12 protein-coding genes are annotated in these 20206 nt (G+C 74.4%); 9 read left to right on the top strand and 3 right to left on the bottom strand.

Annotation, left to right across the window (positions count from 1 at the left end; translation table 11 throughout):
* Positions 1-30: 30 nt before the first annotated feature.
* The gene (locus ACSURM_RS30750; RefSeq protein WP_436959025.1) at positions 31-942 is read left to right on the top strand and encodes a Gfo/Idh/MocA family protein; all 912 of its coding nucleotides are present in this window, start codon (positions 31-33) and stop codon (positions 940-942) included.
* Here the strand turns inward: ACSURM_RS30750 and lnt are convergent.
* A complete protein-coding gene (gene lnt / locus ACSURM_RS30755; protein ID WP_436959026.1) occupies positions 860-2434 on the bottom strand; it encodes an apolipoprotein N-acyltransferase in 1575 nt (524 codons plus the stop codon). The genes ACSURM_RS30750 and lnt overlap by 83 nt on opposite strands.
* A 127-nt stretch (positions 2435-2561) precedes the next feature.
* The gene (locus tag ACSURM_RS30760) at positions 2562-3020 is read right to left on the bottom strand and encodes a nuclear transport factor 2 family protein (RefSeq protein ID WP_436959027.1); all 459 of its coding nucleotides are present in this window, start codon (positions 3018-3020) and stop codon (positions 2562-2564) included.
* 95 nt (positions 3021-3115) lie between these two features.
* Between ACSURM_RS30760 and ACSURM_RS30765 the strand changes: the two genes are divergently transcribed.
* On the top strand, positions 3116-3727 hold the full coding sequence (locus tag ACSURM_RS30765) for a DUF4291 domain-containing protein (RefSeq protein ID WP_436959028.1): 612 nt from the start codon (positions 3116-3118) through the stop codon (positions 3725-3727).
* Positions 3728-3758: 31 nt separating this feature from the next.
* Here ACSURM_RS30765 and ACSURM_RS30770 read toward each other — a convergent pair whose 3' ends face one another.
* Positions 3759-3938 carry a hypothetical protein gene (locus ACSURM_RS30770; protein WP_359050008.1) on the bottom strand — a complete coding sequence of 60 codons (180 nt, stop codon included), beginning with the start codon at positions 3936-3938 and terminating at the stop codon, positions 3759-3761.
* A gap of 657 nt (positions 3939-4595) precedes the next feature.
* Between ACSURM_RS30770 and ACSURM_RS30775 the strand changes: the two genes are divergently transcribed.
* The 7 genes from ACSURM_RS30775 (at position 4596) to ACSURM_RS30805 (ending at position 20128) form a co-directional block, all read left to right on the top strand.
* Positions 4596-5345, top strand: coding sequence for a thioesterase II family protein (locus ACSURM_RS30775; protein ID WP_436959029.1), 750 nt, complete (start codon positions 4596-4598; stop codon positions 5343-5345).
* Positions 5332-6156, top strand: coding sequence for an SDR family oxidoreductase (locus tag ACSURM_RS30780; protein ID WP_436959030.1), 825 nt, complete (start codon positions 5332-5334; stop codon positions 6154-6156). Before ACSURM_RS30775 ends, ACSURM_RS30780 begins: the two co-directional genes overlap by 14 nt.
* 222 nt (positions 6157-6378) lie before the next feature.
* Positions 6379-9159, top strand: a complete 2781-nt coding sequence (locus ACSURM_RS30785) for a non-ribosomal peptide synthetase (protein WP_436959031.1) — start codon at positions 6379-6381, stop codon at positions 9157-9159.
* The gene (locus tag ACSURM_RS30790; protein ID WP_436959032.1) at positions 9156-10418 is read left to right on the top strand and encodes an ATP-grasp domain-containing protein; all 1263 of its coding nucleotides are present in this window, start codon (positions 9156-9158) and stop codon (positions 10416-10418) included. Before ACSURM_RS30785 ends, ACSURM_RS30790 begins: the two co-directional genes overlap by 4 nt.
* Entirely contained in the window at positions 10415-13546 is a 3132-nt protein-coding gene (locus tag ACSURM_RS30795; RefSeq protein ID WP_436959033.1) for an amino acid adenylation domain-containing protein, read from the top strand. Before ACSURM_RS30790 ends, ACSURM_RS30795 begins: the two co-directional genes overlap by 4 nt.
* A gap of 36 nt (positions 13547-13582) precedes the next feature.
* The gene (locus ACSURM_RS30800; RefSeq protein WP_436959034.1) at positions 13583-18748 is read left to right on the top strand and encodes an amino acid adenylation domain-containing protein; all 5166 of its coding nucleotides are present in this window, start codon (positions 13583-13585) and stop codon (positions 18746-18748) included.
* Positions 18749-18832: 84 nt separating this feature from the next.
* Positions 18833-20128, top strand: coding sequence for an MFS transporter (locus ACSURM_RS30805; RefSeq protein ID WP_436959035.1), 1296 nt, complete (start codon positions 18833-18835; stop codon positions 20126-20128).
* The last annotated feature ends 78 nt before the right edge of the window (positions 20129-20206 follow it).

Raw genomic sequence — 20206 nt, forward strand, 5'->3', positions numbered from 1 at the left:
AACCCGCAGGCCAGCGATAGGGGAGAGCACGTGAAGGTCGGCTGCATCGGACTCGGGGACATCGCGCGGAAGGCATATCTGCCGGTGCTCGGCACCCAGCCGGGAATCGACCTGCACCTCCAGACCCGTACCCCCGCCACCCTGGAGCGGGTCGGGGACAGCCTGCGCCTGCCGCGCGCCCAGCGGCACACCACCCTGGACTCGCTGCTCGACGCCGGTCTCGACGCGGCCTTCGTGCACGCGCCCACCGCCGTCCACCCCGAGATCGTCACCCGGCTGCTGGAGGCCGGCGTCCCGACGTACGTGGACAAGCCGCTCGCCTACGAACTCGCCGACTCCGAACGGCTGGTCGCCCTCGCCGAGCGGCGCGGCATCCCGCTGGCCGTCGGCTTCAACCGCCGCCACGCGCCCGGGTACGCCGAGTGCCTGGACCACCCCCGCGAGCTGATCCTCATGCAGAAGAACCGGACCGGGCTGCCCGAGGAACCCCGCTCGATGATCCTGGACGACTTCATCCACGTCGTCGACACCCTGCGCTTCCTGGTGCCCGGCCCGGTCGAGGACGTGACGGTGCGCGCCCGCGTCGAGGCCGGGCTGCTCCACCACGTCGTGCTCCAGCTCGCCGGCGACGGCTTCACCGCGCTCGGCGTGATGAACCGGCTCAGCGGCTCGAACGAGGAGATCCTGGAGGTGTCCGGGCAGGACACCAAGCGCCAGGTGGTCAACCTCGCCGAGGTGATCGACCACAAGGGGCAGCCCACCGTGCGCCGGCGCGGCGACTGGGTGCCGGTGCCCCGCCAGCGCGGCATCGAGCAGGCGGCCCTCGCCTTCCTCGACGCCGTACGGGCCGGACGGGTGCTCAGCGCCCGTGACGCGCTGGCGACCCATGAGCTGTGCGAGCGGGTGGTACGAGAGGTGCGGGACCGCCACGGCGCCTCCTGACCTCCCGCACCCCCTCGGCCACCCCCAGCACGCCCAGCACCAGCAGCGCGCCGTGCGCCGGCCAGTCGCCGTGGCGGACGTACGGCGTGACACCGTGCGCGAGCGGTACGTCGTACACCCGGGCGGCGCTCGTTCCGGTGCCGAGCCACGGGCCGAGGCGGTGCCCGTCCGGGCCGTAGGCCGCCGAGACGCCGGTGAGGGTGGCGTGCACCATCGGGCGGCCGGTCTCGGCGGCGCGCAGCGCGGCCAGCGAGGCGTGCTGCTCCGGCGCCCAGCTGCGCTGGAACGTGGAGGTCGAGGACTGGCCGAGGAGGACGTCAGCGCCGTCGTCGGCGAGGTGCCGGCCCAGGTCGGGGAACGCGGTCTCGAAGCAGATCAGCGGGCCGATCCGCAGCCCGTCCCCGACGTCCGGCACGGTCTGCCGGGTGCCGCGGTGCCGGTCCTCACCGGCGGCCCGGCCCACCGAGGTGGCCCAGCCGAGCAGCGAACGGGCCGGTATGTACTCGCCGAACGGCACCAGCCGCATCTTGTCGTACCGGTCGCCGGTCGGGCCGTCCGGGCCGACCAGCACCGCGCTCTTGTAGATGCCGGGCCGGCCGGAGCGGCGGGCGTCCACGTTCACCAGCACGTCGGCGCCGGTGGCCCGGGACAGCGCGGCCAGCCGCCGGGTCAGGTCGGGCCGGTCGTCCAGGTCGAAGCCGACGCTGGACTCGCCCCACACCACCAGGTCGACGTCCTGCCCGGCGAGCCGCCGGGTCAGCCGCTCCTCCAGGTCGAACCGCCGCTCGGCGCTGTCCCGCCCGGCGACGACGCCCGGCTGCACGACGGCGATCCGGGCCCGCCCGTCCACCTCCGGGCGCGGCGCCCACACCCATCCGGCCGAGGCCACGGCGGCCGTCGCGGCCAGCGAGGCGACGGCCGGCACGCGGGAGGCGGGCACCGATACCAGCGCGGCCACCGCCACGTTGACGGCCACCACCAGGAAGCTCAGCAGCCACACCCCGCCGACCGAGGCCAGCCGCAGCGCCGGAGCCACCTGCCACTGGCTGGCGCCCAGCATGCCCCACGGCCCGCCGAGCCCCTGCCAGGACCGCACCAGCTCCACCGCCAGCCAGGCCGACGGCAGCACCAGCAGCGCGACGGCACCCCGGCCCGCCGGCGCCGGCCCGCCCAGCAGCCGGCGCACCAGCCACCCCCATGGCAGCCACAGCACGCCCAGCAGCGCGGCTATCAGGAAGATGAACACGTGCAGGTTCGGCAGCAGCCAGTGGTGCACGGCCAGCAGGAAGCCGAAGCCGCCGCACCAGCCGTCGTACGCGGCCCGCCGCCCGGTCGGCGCCGACCGGGCCAGCAGCAGCCACGGCACCAGGGCGACGTACGCCCACCACCACAGGGAGGGAGCCGGGAACGCGAGCACGGGCAGCGCGCCGCACAGGGCGGCGGCGGCCGAACGGCGCCAAGGGGAGGTCAGCCAGCGGTCGATCGTCCTCATAGGGAGCCTCCCTACCCAGCCGATGCCTCCAGTGTGCGCGGCGGCCTCGGGGGCGTGCGCGTGCGGAGGCCGGGCGGGGCGGGCGCCCGTCGGTGCGGGAGGCCGGGCGTCACCGGGTGGCGGGCGGTCAGGCCGGCAGGCGGCGCCACTTCTCGTGGACGACGACCTCGCGCAGGCGCCAGCCGTCCGGTGTGCGCAGCAGCCCGAAGTCGTACCGGCCGCCGCACACCACGTCCGGGGCGGCGGAGCCGGTGGTGCCGTCCAGGCGCATGGGGTTGAGGTAGTCGGCGCGCACCCGGGCGGTGTCACCGGTGTCGTGCTCCAGGACCCCGAACCGCACCTGCCGGTTGACGATCAGGTGCTGCCGCATGGCGAACCGGGCCAGGCTCTCGGCGAGCCAGGCGGCGACCCGCCCCGCGTCGCCCTCGATACCGCCCGCCGAACGGTAGTCGGCCCGCCCGTCCGCCGTGAACAGCCCGTGGTACGCCGCCCAGTCACCGTCGTCCAGCGCCACCGCGTACGCGGTGACCAGGTCCTCCACCGCCAGTCGGTCCCTCACGGTCGCGAACTCCGCACGCTGCGTCATCGCCACAGTGTTGGGTACGGCGGGCGCGCAGCCAAGGGGCCTGCGGGGTGAATATTCGGTGGTGCGGTACCGGAGCGGCGGCCGAACCTGTCCCCGTGAACGCACAAGCCGCCGAAACCGAACCGAAGTTCCGTATCCGTGCCCGGTACACGGACACCACGGTCACCGTCTACCAGGCCTACCGCCCCGGGATCGGCCGGGCCGCCGCCCGCACCGGCCGCTTCCCGTCCGACTGGAAACGGGACCGGATGACCTGGGTCAAGCCGTCGTTCCTGTGGATGATGTACCGCTGCGGCTGGGGCACGAAGGAGGACCAGGAGACCGTCCTCGCCGTGGAGATCACCCGGGCGGGCTTCGAGTGGGCCCTGCGCCACGCCTGCCTGTCCCACTACGCGCCCGCCTTGCACCCGGACCGGGCCGCCTGGAAGCGGGAGCTGGCGCGCAGTCCGGCCCGGGTGCAGTGGGACCCGGAGCGGGACCTGCGCCACGACCCGCTGCCGTACCGGTCCTTGCAGCTCGGCCTCGCCGGGGAGGCGGCGGCCCGGTACGCGGACGAGTGGATCGTCGGCATCGAGGATGTCACCCCGCTGGCCGGGGAGATCCACGCGCTGGTACGGGCGGACGAGACGGAGCGGGCGAGCGCGCTGCTGCCCGGTGAACGGCCGTACCCGCTGGCCGAGGAAGCGCTCGCGCACCTGCGGGCGTAGGACCGCTCAGGCTCCTTCCGCGGGCGCCGCCTCAGGCCGCCTCGATGATCCGGCCGCGGACGGCGGCGGCCCACTGGATCACCAACAGCTCGTACTCCGCGCGCTCCTGGGCCGACAGGGTGCCGCCCGCGCGCAGCCACAGCGCTCTGATCCGCTCGTTCAGTTCGGCGGCGGAGCGCGCGGAACCAGGGGGCGGGGTATCCGGGGACATGCCGCACAGCCTAGGCCCAAGCACTGACCCTGCGCTACCGCCCGGCTACGCAGACGGCAACGCGTTGGTCACCGGCGCCGCCCGCTCGTCCGCCCGTGGCCGTGCGCTGCCGCCCGCCCGCCGGGCGGTCCGCAGGTCACGGGCGGGTCGCGGCCGACGGCACGATGTCCGAAACGCGCCTCGGCCCCGGACTCCTTGCCGCGCGCCGGCCGATCGCATTCCGCTTTTGTGTGGGGCCGCCCCGGGCGGGCACCGGTGACCATGCGCGGGAAAACACCGTCGATCTCGGCGGCGATGGAGTTGTGCATTCTGCCGCGTTTTGACAGCTTGGCGGCTGCTGGTACGGGCAATACCCTCTAGTCGACGCGGTTGTGACGCCGCCATCAGGTATGCGACCGCGCTCTCGCTCACCCTTCCGGGGTGAGTATGGGAAAGTCTTTCGGGGGGAAGATGAATCGCGCGCTGCCCAATATGATCCGCGAATTCCTCTGTGATCCGCGAATTCCTCGCAAGCGCCGCACGCGGACGTATTGACCTGTAGAGGTTTCTCCAGAGGCGTCTCGCTCTCCCCACCTCGCCGCAAGCCGATCCGACACCTGGATCGGCCCAGAACCGTGCCCACCCACGAGGCACCACGCGTGTGCCGTCAGGAGACCCATGAGTACCCCTGCTCCCGTCCGTGTGATCTGCCTGCCCTTCGCGGGTGCCGGCGCGAGCTTCTTCCGGCCCTGGAACAAACTCGCCCCGGACACGGTCCGGTTCGCCCCGCTCAACCTCCCCGGCAGGGAACGGCTGCTGGACGAGGAGCCGTTCACCGACATGCACGGCGCGGCGGACGCCCTGCTGCCCGCCGCGGCCGAGCACGCGAAGGCCGGTCCCGTCGCCCTGCTGGGCCACTGCTTCCTCGGCGCGACGCTGGCCTACGAGATCTGCCTGCGGCTGCTCAACGCCGGGTACGCGGAGCGGGTGCGGCACCTGTTCGTCAGCGCGGCCCGGGCGCCGTTCCTGGGCGCCCCCGTCAGGACCGCCGGGATGTCCGACGACGAGTTCCTCTCCCATGTCCGCCGCACCACCGGATACACGCACCCGGCCATGGAGATCCCCGAGATGCGCGAGCTCCTCATGGGCACGCTGCGGGCCGACTTCCTGATGGACGAGGGCTACGCGCCGACCGGCTCCGGTCCCGTCGAGGTCCCGGTGACGGCCGTGTGCGCCACGGAGGACGTGCTGGTCCCGGGCACGGCGCTGGCCGGCTGGAGCGAGGTGACCCGGGGCCCGTTCCGCCGGGTCGACGTGGCCGGCGGCCACATGTACCTCGCCGAGGACGCCCGGCCCCTCGTCGACATCGTCGTCGGCGCCCTGTCCGGCCCGGCCCCGGTGCGGGAGGTCAGAGATGCGACTGCGTGACTCCGTCGTCCTGATCACCGGTGCCGCCCGGGGCATCGGCCGGGCCTGCGCCCTGCGCGCCGCCGCCGAGGGCGCCGACCTCGTCCTGGTCGACGTCGACGGCGACCTCTCCGACGTGCCCTACAGCCTGGGTTCGCCCGCCCAGCTGGAACACACCGCCGACCTGTGCCGCAAGGAAGGCGCCAGCGTGCTCGTCGCGCCGGCCGACGTACGCAGCGCCGAAGCGGTCGAGGCCGCCGTCGCGCTGGCGGCCGACCGCTTCGGGACCATCACCGGGCTGATCAACAACGCCGGTATCGGCGCCCCCTCCGGCAAACCGGCCCACGAGTTCACCGAGCGCGAGTGGCAGGTCATGCTCGACGTGAACGTCTCCGGTGAATGGCGGGTGCTGAAGGCGGTGGTCCCGCTCATGCTGCGCGACGGCGGCGGATCCATCGTCAACGTCGCCTCCACCGCGGGCCTGGTCGGCTACCGCCACTTCGCCGGCTACGTGGCCAGCAAGCACGCCGTCGTGGGACTGACCCGGTCGGCCGCCCTCGACTACGCCCCCCACGGCATCAGGGTCAACGCCCTGTGCCCCGGGCCGGTGCGTGACGACCCGGCCATGGACGGCCAGATGACGGCGGTCGTGGCCGACGCCCTCGGCATCGGCTACGACGAGCAGGAAGCGGTCTACCTGGAGTCGGTGCCGACCAACGTCCTGGTCGACCCGCTCGACGTGGCGGACGCCGCGGTCTGGCTGGTCAGCGGCGAGTCCCGGAGGGTCACCGGCACCGTCATCACCGTCGACTCCGGCTTCACGGCCCGCTGACCTGCCCGGCAGGACCCGCCGAACCCCACGAGAACAGCGGCGGCATTCGCCGACCGCTCCCTTCCCGCCGCGGCGGCGAAGGGACCGGCCGGCGCGCCGCCCCCACCCGCCCCGCACCCCGGGCCACCCGCCGGGACGCCACCGCGCCCGGCGTGTCACCGGTCACGCCGCGTCGTCGCCTCCGGCTCACCGCCGGCCGATCTCCGAAGGAACCAGACCACCATGGCACCGACCACCGCCCGAGCGGCACGGAGCACCACCGACAAAGGCAGCCACGCCCTGATCCGGCGGCTCGGCACGGGCGACGCCGACATCGACGGCCTGCGCGGCCGGCTCGCCACGGCCGCCGAACGGCAGGGGGCACTGGCCGGCCTCCGCGTCTGGGCCGAGCCCGTCGCGGCCGCCGCCGACGACCCCGCCGCCGAGGAACGCCGCACCCGCGAGATCGGCAGACCGGTCCCGGGCCTGGCCCGGCTGACCGTGCTCACCTACGCGGACGGCACCGCCGACCTGCTGATCGTGGCCCACCGCGACCGCCTCGGCCGGTCCGGTCTGGGGGCCCTCGCCGACGTGGCGCAGGGCGCGGACGCCACGGTGGCCTTACCGGCCGGGCCTGGGCCGCGGCCGGGCCCGGCCGACTGGGGCCTGGGCGCACGGACGGGACGCGGCGAGCCGCTCCGGCTGCCGGTTCCGGCGGCCCGGGCGCGCGTCGGTGACGCCAAACAGGCGGCCGGGGTGGCCCGGGACGCCGTGGCGGCGGCGCTGGCGCACTACCGCCTCGCGGACGCGGCCCCCTTCGCCGTGCTCGTCGACGACTCGGTCACCCGCCACACCACGAGGAACCCCGAGGACGACGAGGACGCCCCGTCGCTCGGCGCGCTCGCCCTGGCGGTCGGCACCGCCGACACCGGCACCGATCCCTCGGTCGGCGTGTTCGTCGTCGAGACGGGCCCGGACCGCTACGTCCCCTTCACCGCCGCGCCGTTCCCCGTCACGGTCACCGTGGAGGTGACGCCGGGGCGCGGTCTGGCCGCCGCCCTCGCCACCGACGACTCCGTCATGGCGCCGGTGGTCGCCGAGCAGTTCGCCCACGTCCTCGCCGCTCTGCTGGACGCCTACGCGCTCGGCACCACCGACGCGGCACTCGACGAGGCGGCACGGCTGCCCGCGGCCATGGCGGCCGGGATCGTGGAACGCGGACGCACCGCGGGCCGCACCGGATTCCGGCCGGTGACCGTCCCGGCCGCCTTCACCGGCCTCGTCCGCGCCCAGCCGGACGCCCCGGCCGTGTCCGACCACGCCACCACCCTGACCTACCGCGAACTCGCCGAGCGCGGCGGCAGGATCGCGGCGGGGCTGCGCGAGCGCGGCGTCGCCCCCGGCGACCACGTCGCCGTCTGCCTGGGCCGCGACGTCGACACCGTCGCGACCATGCTCGGCGTGATGATGGCCGGCGCCGCCTACGTACCGGTGGACCCCGCCTACCCGGCCGAGCGCCTGGCCTACACCGTCACCGACGCCGCCGTGAAGACGGTCGTCACGGCCGCGGCCGATGCCGAAACGTTTCCCGGCCGTCCGACCGTGACCACCGCAGAACTCCTGGCCTCGCCCCCGGCGGACGGGCCGGCCGCGACCGACCCGGCCGGCATCGCGTACGTCATCTACACCTCCGGCTCCACCGGCCGGCCCAAGGGCGTCGCGGTCCCGCACGCCAACGTGGCGGCCCTGGTCGACGCCACCCGCGAGGACCTGTCCCTCGGCTCCCGCGACGTGTGGTCGTTCTGCCACTCCAGCGCCTTCGACTTCTCGGTCTGGGAGATCTGGGGCTGCCTGCTGACCGGCGGTCACCTGGTGGTGGCCGACGCGGACACGGCCCGGTCGCCCGACGACTTCCACGACCTGCTGTCCACCCGTGGCGTCACCGTCCTCAGCCAGACACCGGCGGCGTTCGCGGCCCTGCAGGAGGCCGACGCGCGCAAGGGCACCGACCTCGCCGTACGCCTCGTCGTCTTCGGCGGCGAACCCCTGGACGTGCGCATGCTCCAGGGCTGGTTCCGCCGGCACCCCGCCACCCGCTGCCGCCTCGTGAACATGTTCGGCATCACGGAGACCACCGTCCACGTCACCGCCCGGACGGTGACCCCGGGCGACGTGGCGGCGGGCAGCCGTTCGGTGGGACGCGCGCTGCCCGGCTGGTCCGTCTCGGTACGCGACCGCCGGGGCGCGGTGCTCCCGTACGGGGTGCCGGGGGAGATCTGGGTCGGCGGGGCGGGCGTCGCCGACCGGTACCTGAACCAGCCGGAGCTGACCGCGGCGCGCTTCGTCCACGACCCGGTGACCGGCACCCGCCAGTACCGCAGCGGAGACCTGGGACGACTGGCCCCGGACGGCCGGCTCGACCACCTCGGCCGCATCGACGGCCAGGTGAAACTGCGCGGCTTCCGCATCGAACCGGACGAGATCCGCTCGGTGCTGCTCACCGACCCCGGGGTGACCGCGGCCGCCGTCACGGTGCGCCAGGCCGTGGCCGGCGACTCGGCGACCGCACGGCTGGAGGCGTACGTCGTCGTGGACGGCGACCGCCGGGTGGACGACATCCGCCGGCGCTTGGCCTCCTACCTGCCCGCCTACATGGTGCCGTCGACGGTCACCGCCATCGCCGCGCTGCCGCTGACCGTCAACGGCAAGGTGGACTTCGCCCGGCTCAGGGAACCGGCCGGGGCCGCGCAGCGGCCGGCCGCCGCACCCGCCCCGGCAGCGACCGGAGCCGGCACCGTCCTCGGCCAGGTCCTGAGCGCGTGGTCCGAGGTGCTCGGCGAGAGGGCGGAACCCGACGACGACTTCTTCGAGACCGGCGGCAACTCACTGCTCGCGGTACGCCTGTCGGGCGCCCTGCGCCGCGCGGGGCTGCCCGCGATCTCGCTGCGCGAGCTGTACGTCCACGCCACCCCGGCCGAGCTCGCCGCGCTGTTCGCGCGCCGCACCGAGGACGCGTCGGCATGACGACGGCACCTCGGCGGCCGCTGCTCGCGGTCGTGTACGACACCGGCTCGGCCTCCGCCGCCACCATCCGCGCCGCCGCGGGCCGCGGCTGCGACCTGCTGTTCGTCGGCGACCGGAACCGGCCGCACGTCGCCGGGGCCTGGGCCGGCCTGGCCCCCCTCGGCGCACTGTGCGACGTGACCGGACTGGACGACGCCGGGCGGGTACGGGCCGTGGCCGGGCACCGGCCGGCCGGCATCGTGACCTTCAGCGAGTACCAGCTGCGGGAGACCGCCCGCCTCGCCGACGCCCTCGGGCTGCGCGGCCACACCCCGCGGACCGTGACGCTGCTGACCGACAAGGCCGAGCAGCGCGCCGCGTTCGCCGCCGCGGGCGTCGACACCCTCCGCTTCCGGCCCCTGTCCCCGGACCCGCGGGCCGCCGTCGACGCGGTGGGCCTGCCGGCCGTGGTGAAACCGCGGCGCGGCGCGGGGAGCAAGGACACCTTCCGGCTCTCGACGGCCCAGGAGGCGGAGGCGGTCCTCGGCGCGCTGCCGGCCGACGGCGCGTTCGTCGTGGAAGAGCTGCTGCGGGGGGACCCGGGCGTCGCCGGGCCGTTCTTCGGCGACTACGTCTCGGTCGAGTCCGTGCACACCGGGACCGGCTCCCGGCAGATCTGCGTGACCGGCAAGTTCCGGCTGGCCGAGCCGTTCCGCGAGACCGGGATGCTGCTGCCGTGCTCGCTGAGCGCCGCCGACCAGGACGCCGTACTGGCGGTCGAGGCGGCCGCGGTCAAGGCGCTCGGCGTGAGCAGCGGCGTCACCCACACGGAGATCAAGCTGACCCCCGACGGACCACGCGTCATCGAGGTCAACGGCCGCGTCGGCGGCTACGTACCGGAGATCCTCAAGCGCGCCACCGGCATCAACCTGATCCGGCTCGCGATCGACGACGCCCTGGGCCGGCCCGTCCGCGACGACCTGACCCCACGGTTCCGGGGCGTCACCTACCAGTACTTCCTGGCGGTCCCCGACGACGGCGGCGGCACGCTGAGCGCCGTCGAGGGCGTGGACGGGCTCACGGCACTGCCCGGCGTCGACCACGTGGAGATCCACGCCGTCCCCGGCCGGACCTACGACCGGCGGGACGGGACGCAGAGCCACCTCGGAGTCGTCTACGGACAGGCCCCCGACCACGCCGCCCTGGAAGCCACCGTGACCTCCATCGAGGCGGCCTTCCGCCCCGTATTCCGCTCCGAGCCCGACAGGCCGACGACATGACAGCCACCCTCTCCCCGGCGGACCCCGGGCCGGGCGCCCACGGTCCGGCCGCCGACTACCCGCGGAACGCGACCGTCCACCAGGTCTTCACCCGGATCGCCGAGACCACCCCGGACCGCACCGCCCTGGTCACCCCGACGGCCACGACGACCTACGGAGGACTGCACGAGGCGTCCACCGCGTCGGCCAGGGCGCTGGTCGCGGCCGGGGTGCGGCCGGGCGACCTGGTGGCGGTACGGCTGGGCCGCGGCGTCGCCTGGATCACCGCGTACCTGGCGGTCCTGAAGGCGGGCGCGGCGATGCTGCCCGTGGGCCCGCGCGAGCCCGCCCGGCGGGTCGCCCTGCTGCTGGCCGACAGCGGGGCGAAGGCCGTCATCGGCACCGGCCTCGCCGCCCCTGCCGGGCTGCCGGTGCTGGACGCCGACGCGAGCGGCCCGCCGGACACCGCCCTGCCCACAGGCGTCCCGGCCGAGAACCCCGCCTACGTCATGTACACCTCGGGCTCCACCGGAGTCCCGAAGGGCGTCGTCGTCTCGCACCGCAACGTCCTGCGGCTGGTGATCAACTCGGGGTTCGCCCGGTTCGGCCCGGACATGCGCGTCCTGCAGACCGGAGCGGTCTCGTTCGACGCGACCACCTTCGAGGTCTGGGGGCCGCTGCTGGCCGGGGGCTCGGTGGTGCTGGTGGACGACGACACCGTCCTGGACGCCGCCCGGCTCGGCGCCGCGCTGCGCGAGCACGCCGTCAACACGCTGTGGCTGACGTCGCCGCTGTTCAGCCAGCTCGCCGGGCAGCGACCCGGCCTGTTCGCGCCGCTGCGGGAACTGTTCGTCGGCGGGGACGTCGTCGTCGGCCGGCACGTCGCGGCCGTCATGGCGGCCTGCCCGGGCCTGCGCGTCGTCAACGGCTACGGGCCCACCGAGAACACGACGTTCTCCACCCTGCACACCATCACCGCGGCCGACACCGCCGGAACGGTCCCGATCGGCCTGCCACCGGCCAACTCCTCGGCCTACGTCCTCGACGAGTCCCGCCACCCCGTGCCGCCCGGCACGGCCGGCGAACTGTACGTCGGCGGGGACGGGGTCGCGCTGGGCTATCTGAACCGTCCCGAGCTCACCGCCGAACGCTTCCTCAGCGACCCGTTCCGCCCCGGCGGGCGCATGTACCGGACCGGTGACCTGGCCCGGCGACGCGCGGACGGGGTCATCGAGTTCCTCGGCCGGGCCGACGGCCAGGTCAAGGTGCGGGGCCACCGGATCGAGCCCGGCGAGATCGAGGAGGCCCTGCGCGGCCACCCCGAGGTCACCGACGCGGTCGTCGTCATGCGCGACCGGGGCCCGGAACCGGCCGACCGCCACCTCGTCGGCTATGTCGCGGCCAACGGCCGGCCGGACAGCCGCGACCTGCGCGCCTACCTGGCGTCCAAGCTCTCACCCCAGCTGGTGCCCGGCTATCTGGTCGTACTCGACGCACTGCCGCTGACCGCGCACGGCAAGGTGGACCGGGCGGCGCTGCCGGACGCGACGTCGATGCCGGACCTGCCGGAGGAGTACGTACCCGCCGAGACCGGGACCGAGAAGCGGCTCGTCGCCCTCTGGGAGACGCTGCCGGGCATCGACACACCCGGCGTCCTGGACTCGCTGTTCGACCTCGGCGTCGACTCGCTCGGGGCGGCACGCCTGGCACGGGCGATCGCGGACGGGTTCGGCCGGACCCTCGGGGTCTCGGAGATCCTGAACCGGCCGACGATCCGTGAGCTGGCCGCGCTCCTGGACGGCGCGCCCCCCGAGACCCGTACCGGCCCGGAGGGGGTCCGGGGGCGCGACACCTTCGCCCTGACTCCGGCGCAGCGCCCCCTGTACGCCGCGCAGCGCGGCCGGCCGGACACGGTCCAGTACAACGTCGCGCTGCTGATCGACCTCGCACCCGACATCGATCCGGCCCGCCTGGAACGCGCCTTCACCGAGGTCATCGCCGTCCACGACGCCCTGCGCACCGAGTTCGCCGACGGCCCGGACGGCCCCGTGCAGCGCGTCGTCCCCACGGCGGACTTCCGCCTGGAGCGGCGGCACGCGCCGCTGGACCCCGCCGCGGAGATCCGGCCGTTCGCGCTCGGCCGCGCACCGCTGCTGCGAGCGGCCCTCTTCCGCGACGCGGACACGGCACAGCTCTTCGTCGACACCCATCACCTGATCATGGACGGCGACTCGCTGCGCCGGGTCTTCGCCGACCTCGACGCCGCCTACCACGGGCGTCCCGTCAAGGCGCCCGAGCGATCCTTCGCCGACTACCTCGCCTGGTCCGAGGGCGAGGCGGCGGCGGCCCGGCGGGAGGCCGGCCGGTCCTACTGGAACGACGTCCTCCGCACGGCGCCGGCCAGGCCCGAGCTGCCCGCGGACCGCCCGCGCCCCCCACTGCGGACCTTCGCCGGCGCCACCACACCACTGGACTTCGGACCGGAGCGCACCGCACGGATGCGCGCGCTGGCCGCCGAGCGGCGGACCACGCTGTTCCCCGTGCTCGCCGCCGCCTACGGCGCGTTCCTGCGCACCCTGACGGGCAGCGCCGACGTCACCATGGGGGTGCCGACGATCGGCCGCGCCGAAGCCGCGTTCGACCACACCGTCGGCATGTTCGTGGACACCGTCTGCCTACGGCTCGACGCCGACACACCGCCGGCCTCCTTGATCACCCAGGCCGCGCGGCGCGTCGGCGAGGCGCTCGCGCACGGCGCCCCGGGCCCCGGCGAACCGGCCGCGCCGACCGGTGCCGGACAGACACCGGGCCGCACCCCGCTGTTCGACACCATGCTCGCCCTGCACGCTACGGAACTGCTCGCCGTCGACTTCCTCGGCGCACCGCGCACCCTGCGCCCGCTGTTCCCCGGACACACCATGTTCGACCTGAACCTCCAGGTGTACGACCACCCGTCGGAGCTCCGGGCCGACTGGGAGTACGCGACCGAGCTGTTCGACCCGCCGACCGTCGAGAGCTTCAAGGACCTTCTGCTGGCGACCGTGGACCGGCTGCTGGACGACCCCGACGGGCCGGTCGTCCCCCCGTCCGCCGCCCCCGCGGCAGCGTCCCCGGCCGGGCCGGCCCTCGACTTCGACTTCGACCTCTGAGGAACGACCATGGACCACACCGAAGGAGCCGTCCCCATGAGGTCCGACCTCACCGCGGGCCAGCGGCGCGTAGCGGCGGCCCGGCGCCCGGAGGCCGCCGCGTTCTGGACCTCGCGCCTGGCCGGCGCGACCGCCGTCGGATTCCCCGCCGACCGGCCCGTGGACGACCGCGCGCCCCACCGCCACACGGCCGAACTCCCGCTGGACGCCGGCACCGCCGCCCGCCTCGAAGCCGTCAGCCGGGGCAACGCCGAGGCCGCCGCCGTGCTGCTGGCGGCCGCCGCCCTCGCGTTGCTGCGCTCCTACGCGGGCGTCGACGACTTGGTCGTCGGCCGGCTTCCCGGCGACCCGGGGGCCCTGGCCGGTATCGTCCCGCTGCGCGCGACCCTCACCGACGACGACTCGCTCGCCGCGGTCGCGGCCCGGCTGGGCTCGGCGGCCGGCGAGAGCCGCCCGTACGAGGACTACCCGGTCGAGCTGGTGGCCGCCCCGCCGGAGGTCGTCGTCCTCGGCGACACCGCGCCCGCCGACGACCGGCTGCCCGCCGCCGACACCTTCATCGGCTTCGGCGCGGCCCGGCGCTCGATCGTCGTCCGCGTGGACGGCGGCCGTTTCCTGCCGGAGTCGGCGCACCTGCTCGCCGAGCGGTGCCGCACCCTCCTGGCCGCGGCGCTGGCCGCACCGCGCGAGCCGCTGGCGGGACTCGACCTGCGCACCGAGGACGACCGCAGGATCACCGAGGCCGCCAACGACACCGCGCACCCCTTCCCGGACCGGGTGACGCTCGGCGAGCTGTTCGCCCGGACCATGCGGGACCGCCCCGCGCGGACCGCGATCGTCACCGCCGGACGCTCCTGGACCTACGCCGAACTGGACCGGGTGACCGCCCACCTCGCGGCACGCCTGCGCTCCGGCGGCGTCGGACGGGATGTGATCGTGGGGGTGCTGGCGGAGCGGTCCTTCGCGGCGCTGGCCGGGATCGTCGCCGTGATCAGGGCCGGCGGCGCCTATCTGCCGCTGGACCCCTCGCTGCCGCGGGAGCGGCTGGCCCACATGGTGTCCGACAGCCGGACCAGCCTGGTGCTGGCCGACGCGGCCTCGGCCGGCCGGCTGCCGGGGACCGGCGCCACCGTGATCGCCCTCGAGAAGGCGGTGCGGGAGGCATTCGCCGCGGAACCGGCCGAACCGGTCCCCTTCGGCAGCCCCGACGACGCCGCGTACGTCATCTACACCTCCGGCTCCACCGGCCTGCCCAAGGGCGTCGTCGTCGAACACCGCAGCGTCGTCAACCGCCTGCACTGGATGCAGCGCGCCTACCCCCTCGGCACCGACGACGTCGTCCTCCACAAGACCCCGACCGCGTTCGACGTCTCGGTGTGGGAGCTGTTCTGGTGGCTGATCGAAGGCGCGACCGTGTGCCTGCTGCCCCCGCGGGGCGAGCGCGAGCCGCAGGCGATCGTGGACGCGATCGACCGGCACGGCGTGACCGTCACGCACTTCGTCCCCACCATGCTCGGCGCGTTCCTGGACTACGTCGGCACCTCCGGCGCGACCTCCCGACTGGCCTCCCTGCGCCGCGTGTTCGCCAGCGGTGAGGCCCTGGGCCGGCACCACGTGACCGCGTTCCACCGGCTCGGCACCGGTGCCGACCTGGTGAACCTGTACGGCCCGACCGAGGCCACCGTCGACGTCAGCCACCATCGCACCACCGCCGACGACACCGTCGTGCCGATCGGCCTGCCCATCGACAACACCCGGCTGTACGTCCTCGACGCCTCGGGCCGCGAACTGCCGGTCGGCATGCCCGGCGAGCTGTACATCGCCGGCGCCGGGCTCGCCCGCGGCTATCTGCACCGCGAGGAACTCACCGCCGAACGCTTCGTCACCGGCCCGCTGCCCGGCGAGGACCGCGCCTACCGGACCGGAGACCTGGTACGGCGCCTGCCCGACGGCGCCATCGAGTACCTCGGCCGCATCGACTTCCAGGTCAAGCTGCGCGGGTACCGCATCGAACCCGGCGAGATCGAGCAGCGGCTGCTGGCCCACCCGGACGTCACCGACGCCGTCGTGGTGCTGCGCACCGGCGACGACGGCCAGGGCCGGCTGTACGGATACGTCGTCCCGGCCGGCGACGTCACCGAGGACGGCCTGCGCGCGCACGCCGCCGTCACCCTGCCCGCGTACATGGTCCCCGAGCGGATCGTCCCGCTCGCCGCCTTCCCCCTGTCACCGAACGGCAAGCTCGACCGCTCGGCGCTGCCCGAACCGGCCGCACCGGCCACCGCGTACGTGCCGCCCGCGACGGACGCCGAGCGGGCCCTCGCCGGCATCTGGGCCGAGGCGCTGGGCGTGGAGCGGGTCGGCGCGACGGACAGCTTCTTCGCCCTGGGCGGCAACTCCATCCACTTCGTCTCGGTGCTCGCCAAGGCCCGCAAAGAAGGCATGGAGTTCACCTTCCAGCAGCTCTTCGCCCACCCCACGGTGCGGGAACTCGCGGCGGGCGTCGGCGAAGCGGCGACCGGAGACGCCCCGCCGACGGAGTTCGGGCCCTTCGAGCTGATCGGCGACCACGACCGGGCCCTCATCCCCGAAGGCATCGAGGACGCCTACCCGATGGCCATGCTCCAGTCCGGGCTGATCTACCAGAGCGAGATCATGCACGGCAACACGAGCTACCACGACATCATCAGCTACCTGATCCGGAGCTCCATCGACCCCGGGCTGTTCCGCGAGGCGGTACGCATCCTGGTCGAACGCAACCCGATCTTCCGTACGAGCTACCACCTGCACGAGTACTCGGAGTACCTCCAGCTGGTGCACGAGCGGATCGGGGAACTGCCGCTCGTCGTCCACGACATCCGGCACCTCGACACGCGGAAGCAGGACGCCTGGTACGACGAGTGGTTCCACCGCGAGCAGAACCGGCCCTTCGCCTGGGACGAGCCGGGACTGTTCCGGTTCCACATCCACATCCTGTCCGACGGCCTCTACCGCTACAGCGTCAGCCAGCACAACTCCGCGCTGGACGGCTGGAGCATCAACCAGGTGCACGTCCAGCTGTTCGGCATCTACTACGCCCTGCTGGAGGGGCGGACCGTCGAGACACCCCCGGCGGTCAACCACCTGCGCAACTTCATCGGTCTGGAGCGGCACGCCATCGGCTCGCCGGACTTCCGGGAGTTCTGGCGCAAGGCGCTCGAAGGACGCCCGCACACCGAGATCCCGCGGCTGCGGCCGGCCGCGGTCGGTGACCGCCTGGACGTGGTGTTCCGGGACATCGACCTGCCCGAGGGACTGTCGGACCGCGTCGTGGCCCTGGCCGGGCGGCTGGGCGTACCGGTGAAGAACGTCCTGCTCGCCGCGCACCTGCGGGTGCACACCCTGCTGTGCGGGGACCTCGACGTCATCACCGGGTACGAGCACGGCGGCCGGCCCGAACTGCCGGGCGCGGACCGCGCGCTGGGCGTCTTCCTCAACACCATGCCCCTGCGGGTCAAGGTGGAGAAGGGGAGCTGGACGGACCTGATCCGGCAGACGTACCGCAGCGAGGCCGAGCTGCTGCCCTACCGGCGGTACCCGATGGCGAAGGTGAAGCAGGACCAGCGGACCACCGACCCGCTGTTCGAGACGGTCTTCAACTTCACGCACTTCCACTCGCTCAAGGCGCTGAAGGAACTGCCGGAGTTCGCGCTGCTGGACGTACGGGCGGCGGCGATCACCGAGTTCCCGCTGCGGGCGGAGTTCTCGCAGCACTTCTACACCGACGAGGTGCAGTTGAGCCTGCACTACCACACCGGGGTGTTCGACGCCGGGCACATCGAGCGGATCGGCGGGTACTACCGCCGGGCCCTGACCCACATGGTCGACACGCCCGACGCCCCGCACCACTCGGCGGTGCTGCTGGACGAGACCGAGCTGGCGGAACTGGCCGCGTTCAGCGCGGGCCACCCGGACGGAGCGAGGGTGGTCGACGCGGCCGGCGGGACGGAAGCGCCCATCGGGACGACCGGTGACGTGGTGGTCGCGGGACGCCCCACCGGGCGGCGCGGGTACTGGCGCCCGGACGGCGTCCTCGCGTTCGCGGACCCGGACGGTGCCCCCGCGGCGGCCGTGCGGGCACCGTCCGCGCCCGCGGCGACCCGGCCGGCGGCGCCCGCGGACACCGAGGACGCGCTCGCGCCGTTCGTCGAGCGGATCCGCGCCGTCTGGGCCGGGGTCCTGGAGACCGAACCGGACGGCATCGGCATCGACGACGACTTCTTCGAGATCGGCGGCAACTCGCTGGCCGCGCTGCGCGTGAGCGTGCGGCTGAGGCAGTGGGTGTCGCTGCGGGACGTGATGCGCAACTCCGTCCTGCGCGAGCTCGCGGAGGCCGCGGCGGAGAAAGCCGGTACGGCCCCCTCGGCCTCCTCCGAGGAGGGCACGCTGCTGGCCCGGTTCACCCAACCCGCCGACGCGGCGGCGACCGTCGTCTTCCTGCCCTACGCGGGAGGCAACGCCGTGCACTTCCGCCCGGTCGCACAGGAACTCGCCCGGCGTGACAGCAGGGTCGCCGTGGCCGCCGCCGAGCTGCCCGGGCACGCGCCGGGATCCACGGACGCCGACCTGCTGCCCTTCGACGACCTCTGCTCACGCCTGGCCGCCGAGATCGACGCGACGACCGGCGGACCGCTGGTGCTGTGGGGGCACTGCGTCGGCTCGGCCCTGGCCCTCGCCCTGGCCCGGCGCCTCACCGAACGGGGCCGCACGGTACGGCACCTGTTCCTGGCCGCGAAGCTGCTCGCCGACGCCGGCACCCTGCGCGACACCCTGGGCAACGCCGAGCGGCTCTCCTTCGACGACGTACGCGACCTGGTCGTGGACTGGACGGGCTCGACGGCGATCGACTCGGCCGAGGAGACGACCCGCGACCTGCTCGTACGCGCCTTCCGCCACGACTCGCTGACCGCCAACACGTACCTGCTCGGCCTGCGCACCGCGCCGCCGGAGCCGCTGGACGTGCCGTGCACCGTGGTGATCGCGGCCGACGACCCGGCCACCGAGGGCTACGGCGCGGCGTACGGGGGCTGGGAGACGGTGGTCCGCGCACCGCGGCTGGCCGAACTGCCCGACGGCGGCCACTACTTCGCGCGGACCCGGCCGGAGGCGGTCGCGGACCTGCTGGCCACGGCGGTCCACGAGACACCGCGAAGTGACCGCTGACCCGCCCGGCACCCGCACCCGAGCGGGGGAGGCCCTGTCCCTCCCCCGTCCCCCCGCCCGGCCCGTCCCTGAGGAGCCAGCCCCATGACCACCCCCGAACCCCCCGAACTGCCCGCACCGCCTGGGCGCCGCCGGCTCGCCCTCGCCCTCCTCGGCCCCGCGGCAAGCCTGCGCGGCGCCCGCACCCTCCTCGGCATCGGTCTCATCGACAGCACCGGAACCGGTCTCTACCTGGCCGGCTCGGCCGTCTACTTCGTGGCCGTCCTCGACCTGAGCGCCGCACAGGTCGGCTTCGGCCTGTCCGTCGCCGGGCTGCTCGGACTGGTCTGCCAACCGGTCCTCGGCTGGCTGGCGGACCGCCACGGCCCGCGCCAGGTGCTCGCGCTGCTGCACGTCTGGCGGGCCCTGAGCTTCGGCGTCCTGCTGCTCGCCGAGTCCTACTGGCAGTTCCTGATCGCCGTCGCGATGATCGGTGTCGGCCAGCAGGCCCTCTCGCCGATCTACCAGGCCCTCGTCGAGCGCACCGTCGGCGCCGACGGCCGGCTGGCGATGATGGCCCGCTCCCGGGTCGTCTACAACGTCGGATTCTCCCTCGGCGGCCTCGCCGCCACGGTCGCGATCGGCTACGGGACCCGCACCGGGTTCTCCATGATCATGCTGGGCAACGCCCTGTTCTGTCTCGCCGCGGCCGCCATGCTGGCCACGGCGCCCGCGGCCGACGGCGAGACCGGCTCGGCCCGGCGCGCACCCCTGCGCCTGCACCACCTGCGCAACCCGCGGCACCTGGCCGTCGCCGGGATCAACGGGGTGCTCAGCCTGCACATCTCGCTGCTCGGCGTCGGCATCCCGCTGTGGGTGACGCTGCACACCGAAGCGCCCCGGTCCACGGTCGGCGTGCTGCTCGTGGTCAACACGGTCGTCGCCGTTCTCGGGCAGGTGTGGGCGTCGAAGGGCTCCGACACCCTCGACGGCAGCGTCACCGCGCTGCGCCGCGGCGGCTGGGCACTGGTCGCCTGCTGCCTGCTCTTCATCACCGCGGCCCACACCGACGCGACCGCGGGGGTCGTCGCGCTGCTGGTCGCCGGTGTCATCGTGATGACGGGCGCCGAACTGTTCCAGTCGGCGGGCGGCTGGGGCGTCTCCTACGCCCTGGCCCCCGAGGAGGGCCGCGCCGAGTACCTGGCCACCTTCAACCTCGGTACCGGCCTGCAGTTCGTCGTCGGCCCGACGATCGTGACCGCCGGGGTGATCGACCGCGGCACGGCCGGCTGGGCGGCCTTCGCCGGCTGCCTGGCGCTCGCCACACTCGCGGTCCGCCCCCTGGTCACCACCGCCCACACCCCGTCCCCGACGGAAAAGGACCTCACCGAACACGCATGAGCCCCCGGAGTCCCGGGGCCGCGAGGCCCGGTCGGGAGCGCGACGGCCTGGGGTGCGGACGGGTGGGGGTGCGGGGCC

This window comes from Streptomyces sp. SudanB182_2057 (assembly GCF_964272715.1).
GTDB classification, from domain to species: Bacteria; Actinomycetota; Actinomycetes; order Streptomycetales; family Streptomycetaceae; genus Streptomyces; species Streptomyces rubradiris.

What these genes read in the sequence shown, in the direction of transcription:
- ACSURM_RS30795 (WP_436959033.1), top strand. Translation starts at nt 10,415, where the DNA reads ATGACAGCCACCCTCTCCCCGGCGGACCCCGGGCCGGGCGCCCACGGT.
- lnt (WP_436959026.1), bottom strand. Translation starts at nt 2,434, where the DNA reads ATGAGGACGATCGACCGCTGGCTGACCTCCCCTTGGCGCCGTTCGGCC.
- ACSURM_RS30775 (WP_436959029.1), top strand. Translation starts at nt 4,596, where the DNA reads ATGAGTACCCCTGCTCCCGTCCGTGTGATCTGCCTGCCCTTCGCGGGT.
- ACSURM_RS30805 (WP_436959035.1), top strand. Translation starts at nt 18,833, where the DNA reads ATGACCACCCCCGAACCCCCCGAACTGCCCGCACCGCCTGGGCGCCGC.
- ACSURM_RS30800 (WP_436959034.1), top strand. Translation starts at nt 13,583, where the DNA reads ATGAGGTCCGACCTCACCGCGGGCCAGCGGCGCGTAGCGGCGGCCCGG.
- ACSURM_RS30770 (WP_359050008.1), bottom strand. Translation starts at nt 3,938, where the DNA reads ATGTCCCCGGATACCCCGCCCCCTGGTTCCGCGCGCTCCGCCGCCGAA.
- ACSURM_RS30760 (WP_436959027.1), bottom strand. Translation starts at nt 3,020, where the DNA reads ATGACGCAGCGTGCGGAGTTCGCGACCGTGAGGGACCGACTGGCGGTG.
- ACSURM_RS30790 (WP_436959032.1), top strand. Translation starts at nt 9,156, where the DNA reads ATGACGACGGCACCTCGGCGGCCGCTGCTCGCGGTCGTGTACGACACC.
- ACSURM_RS30785 (WP_436959031.1), top strand. Translation starts at nt 6,379, where the DNA reads ATGGCACCGACCACCGCCCGAGCGGCACGGAGCACCACCGACAAAGGC.
- ACSURM_RS30780 (WP_436959030.1), top strand. Translation starts at nt 5,332, where the DNA reads ATGCGACTGCGTGACTCCGTCGTCCTGATCACCGGTGCCGCCCGGGGC.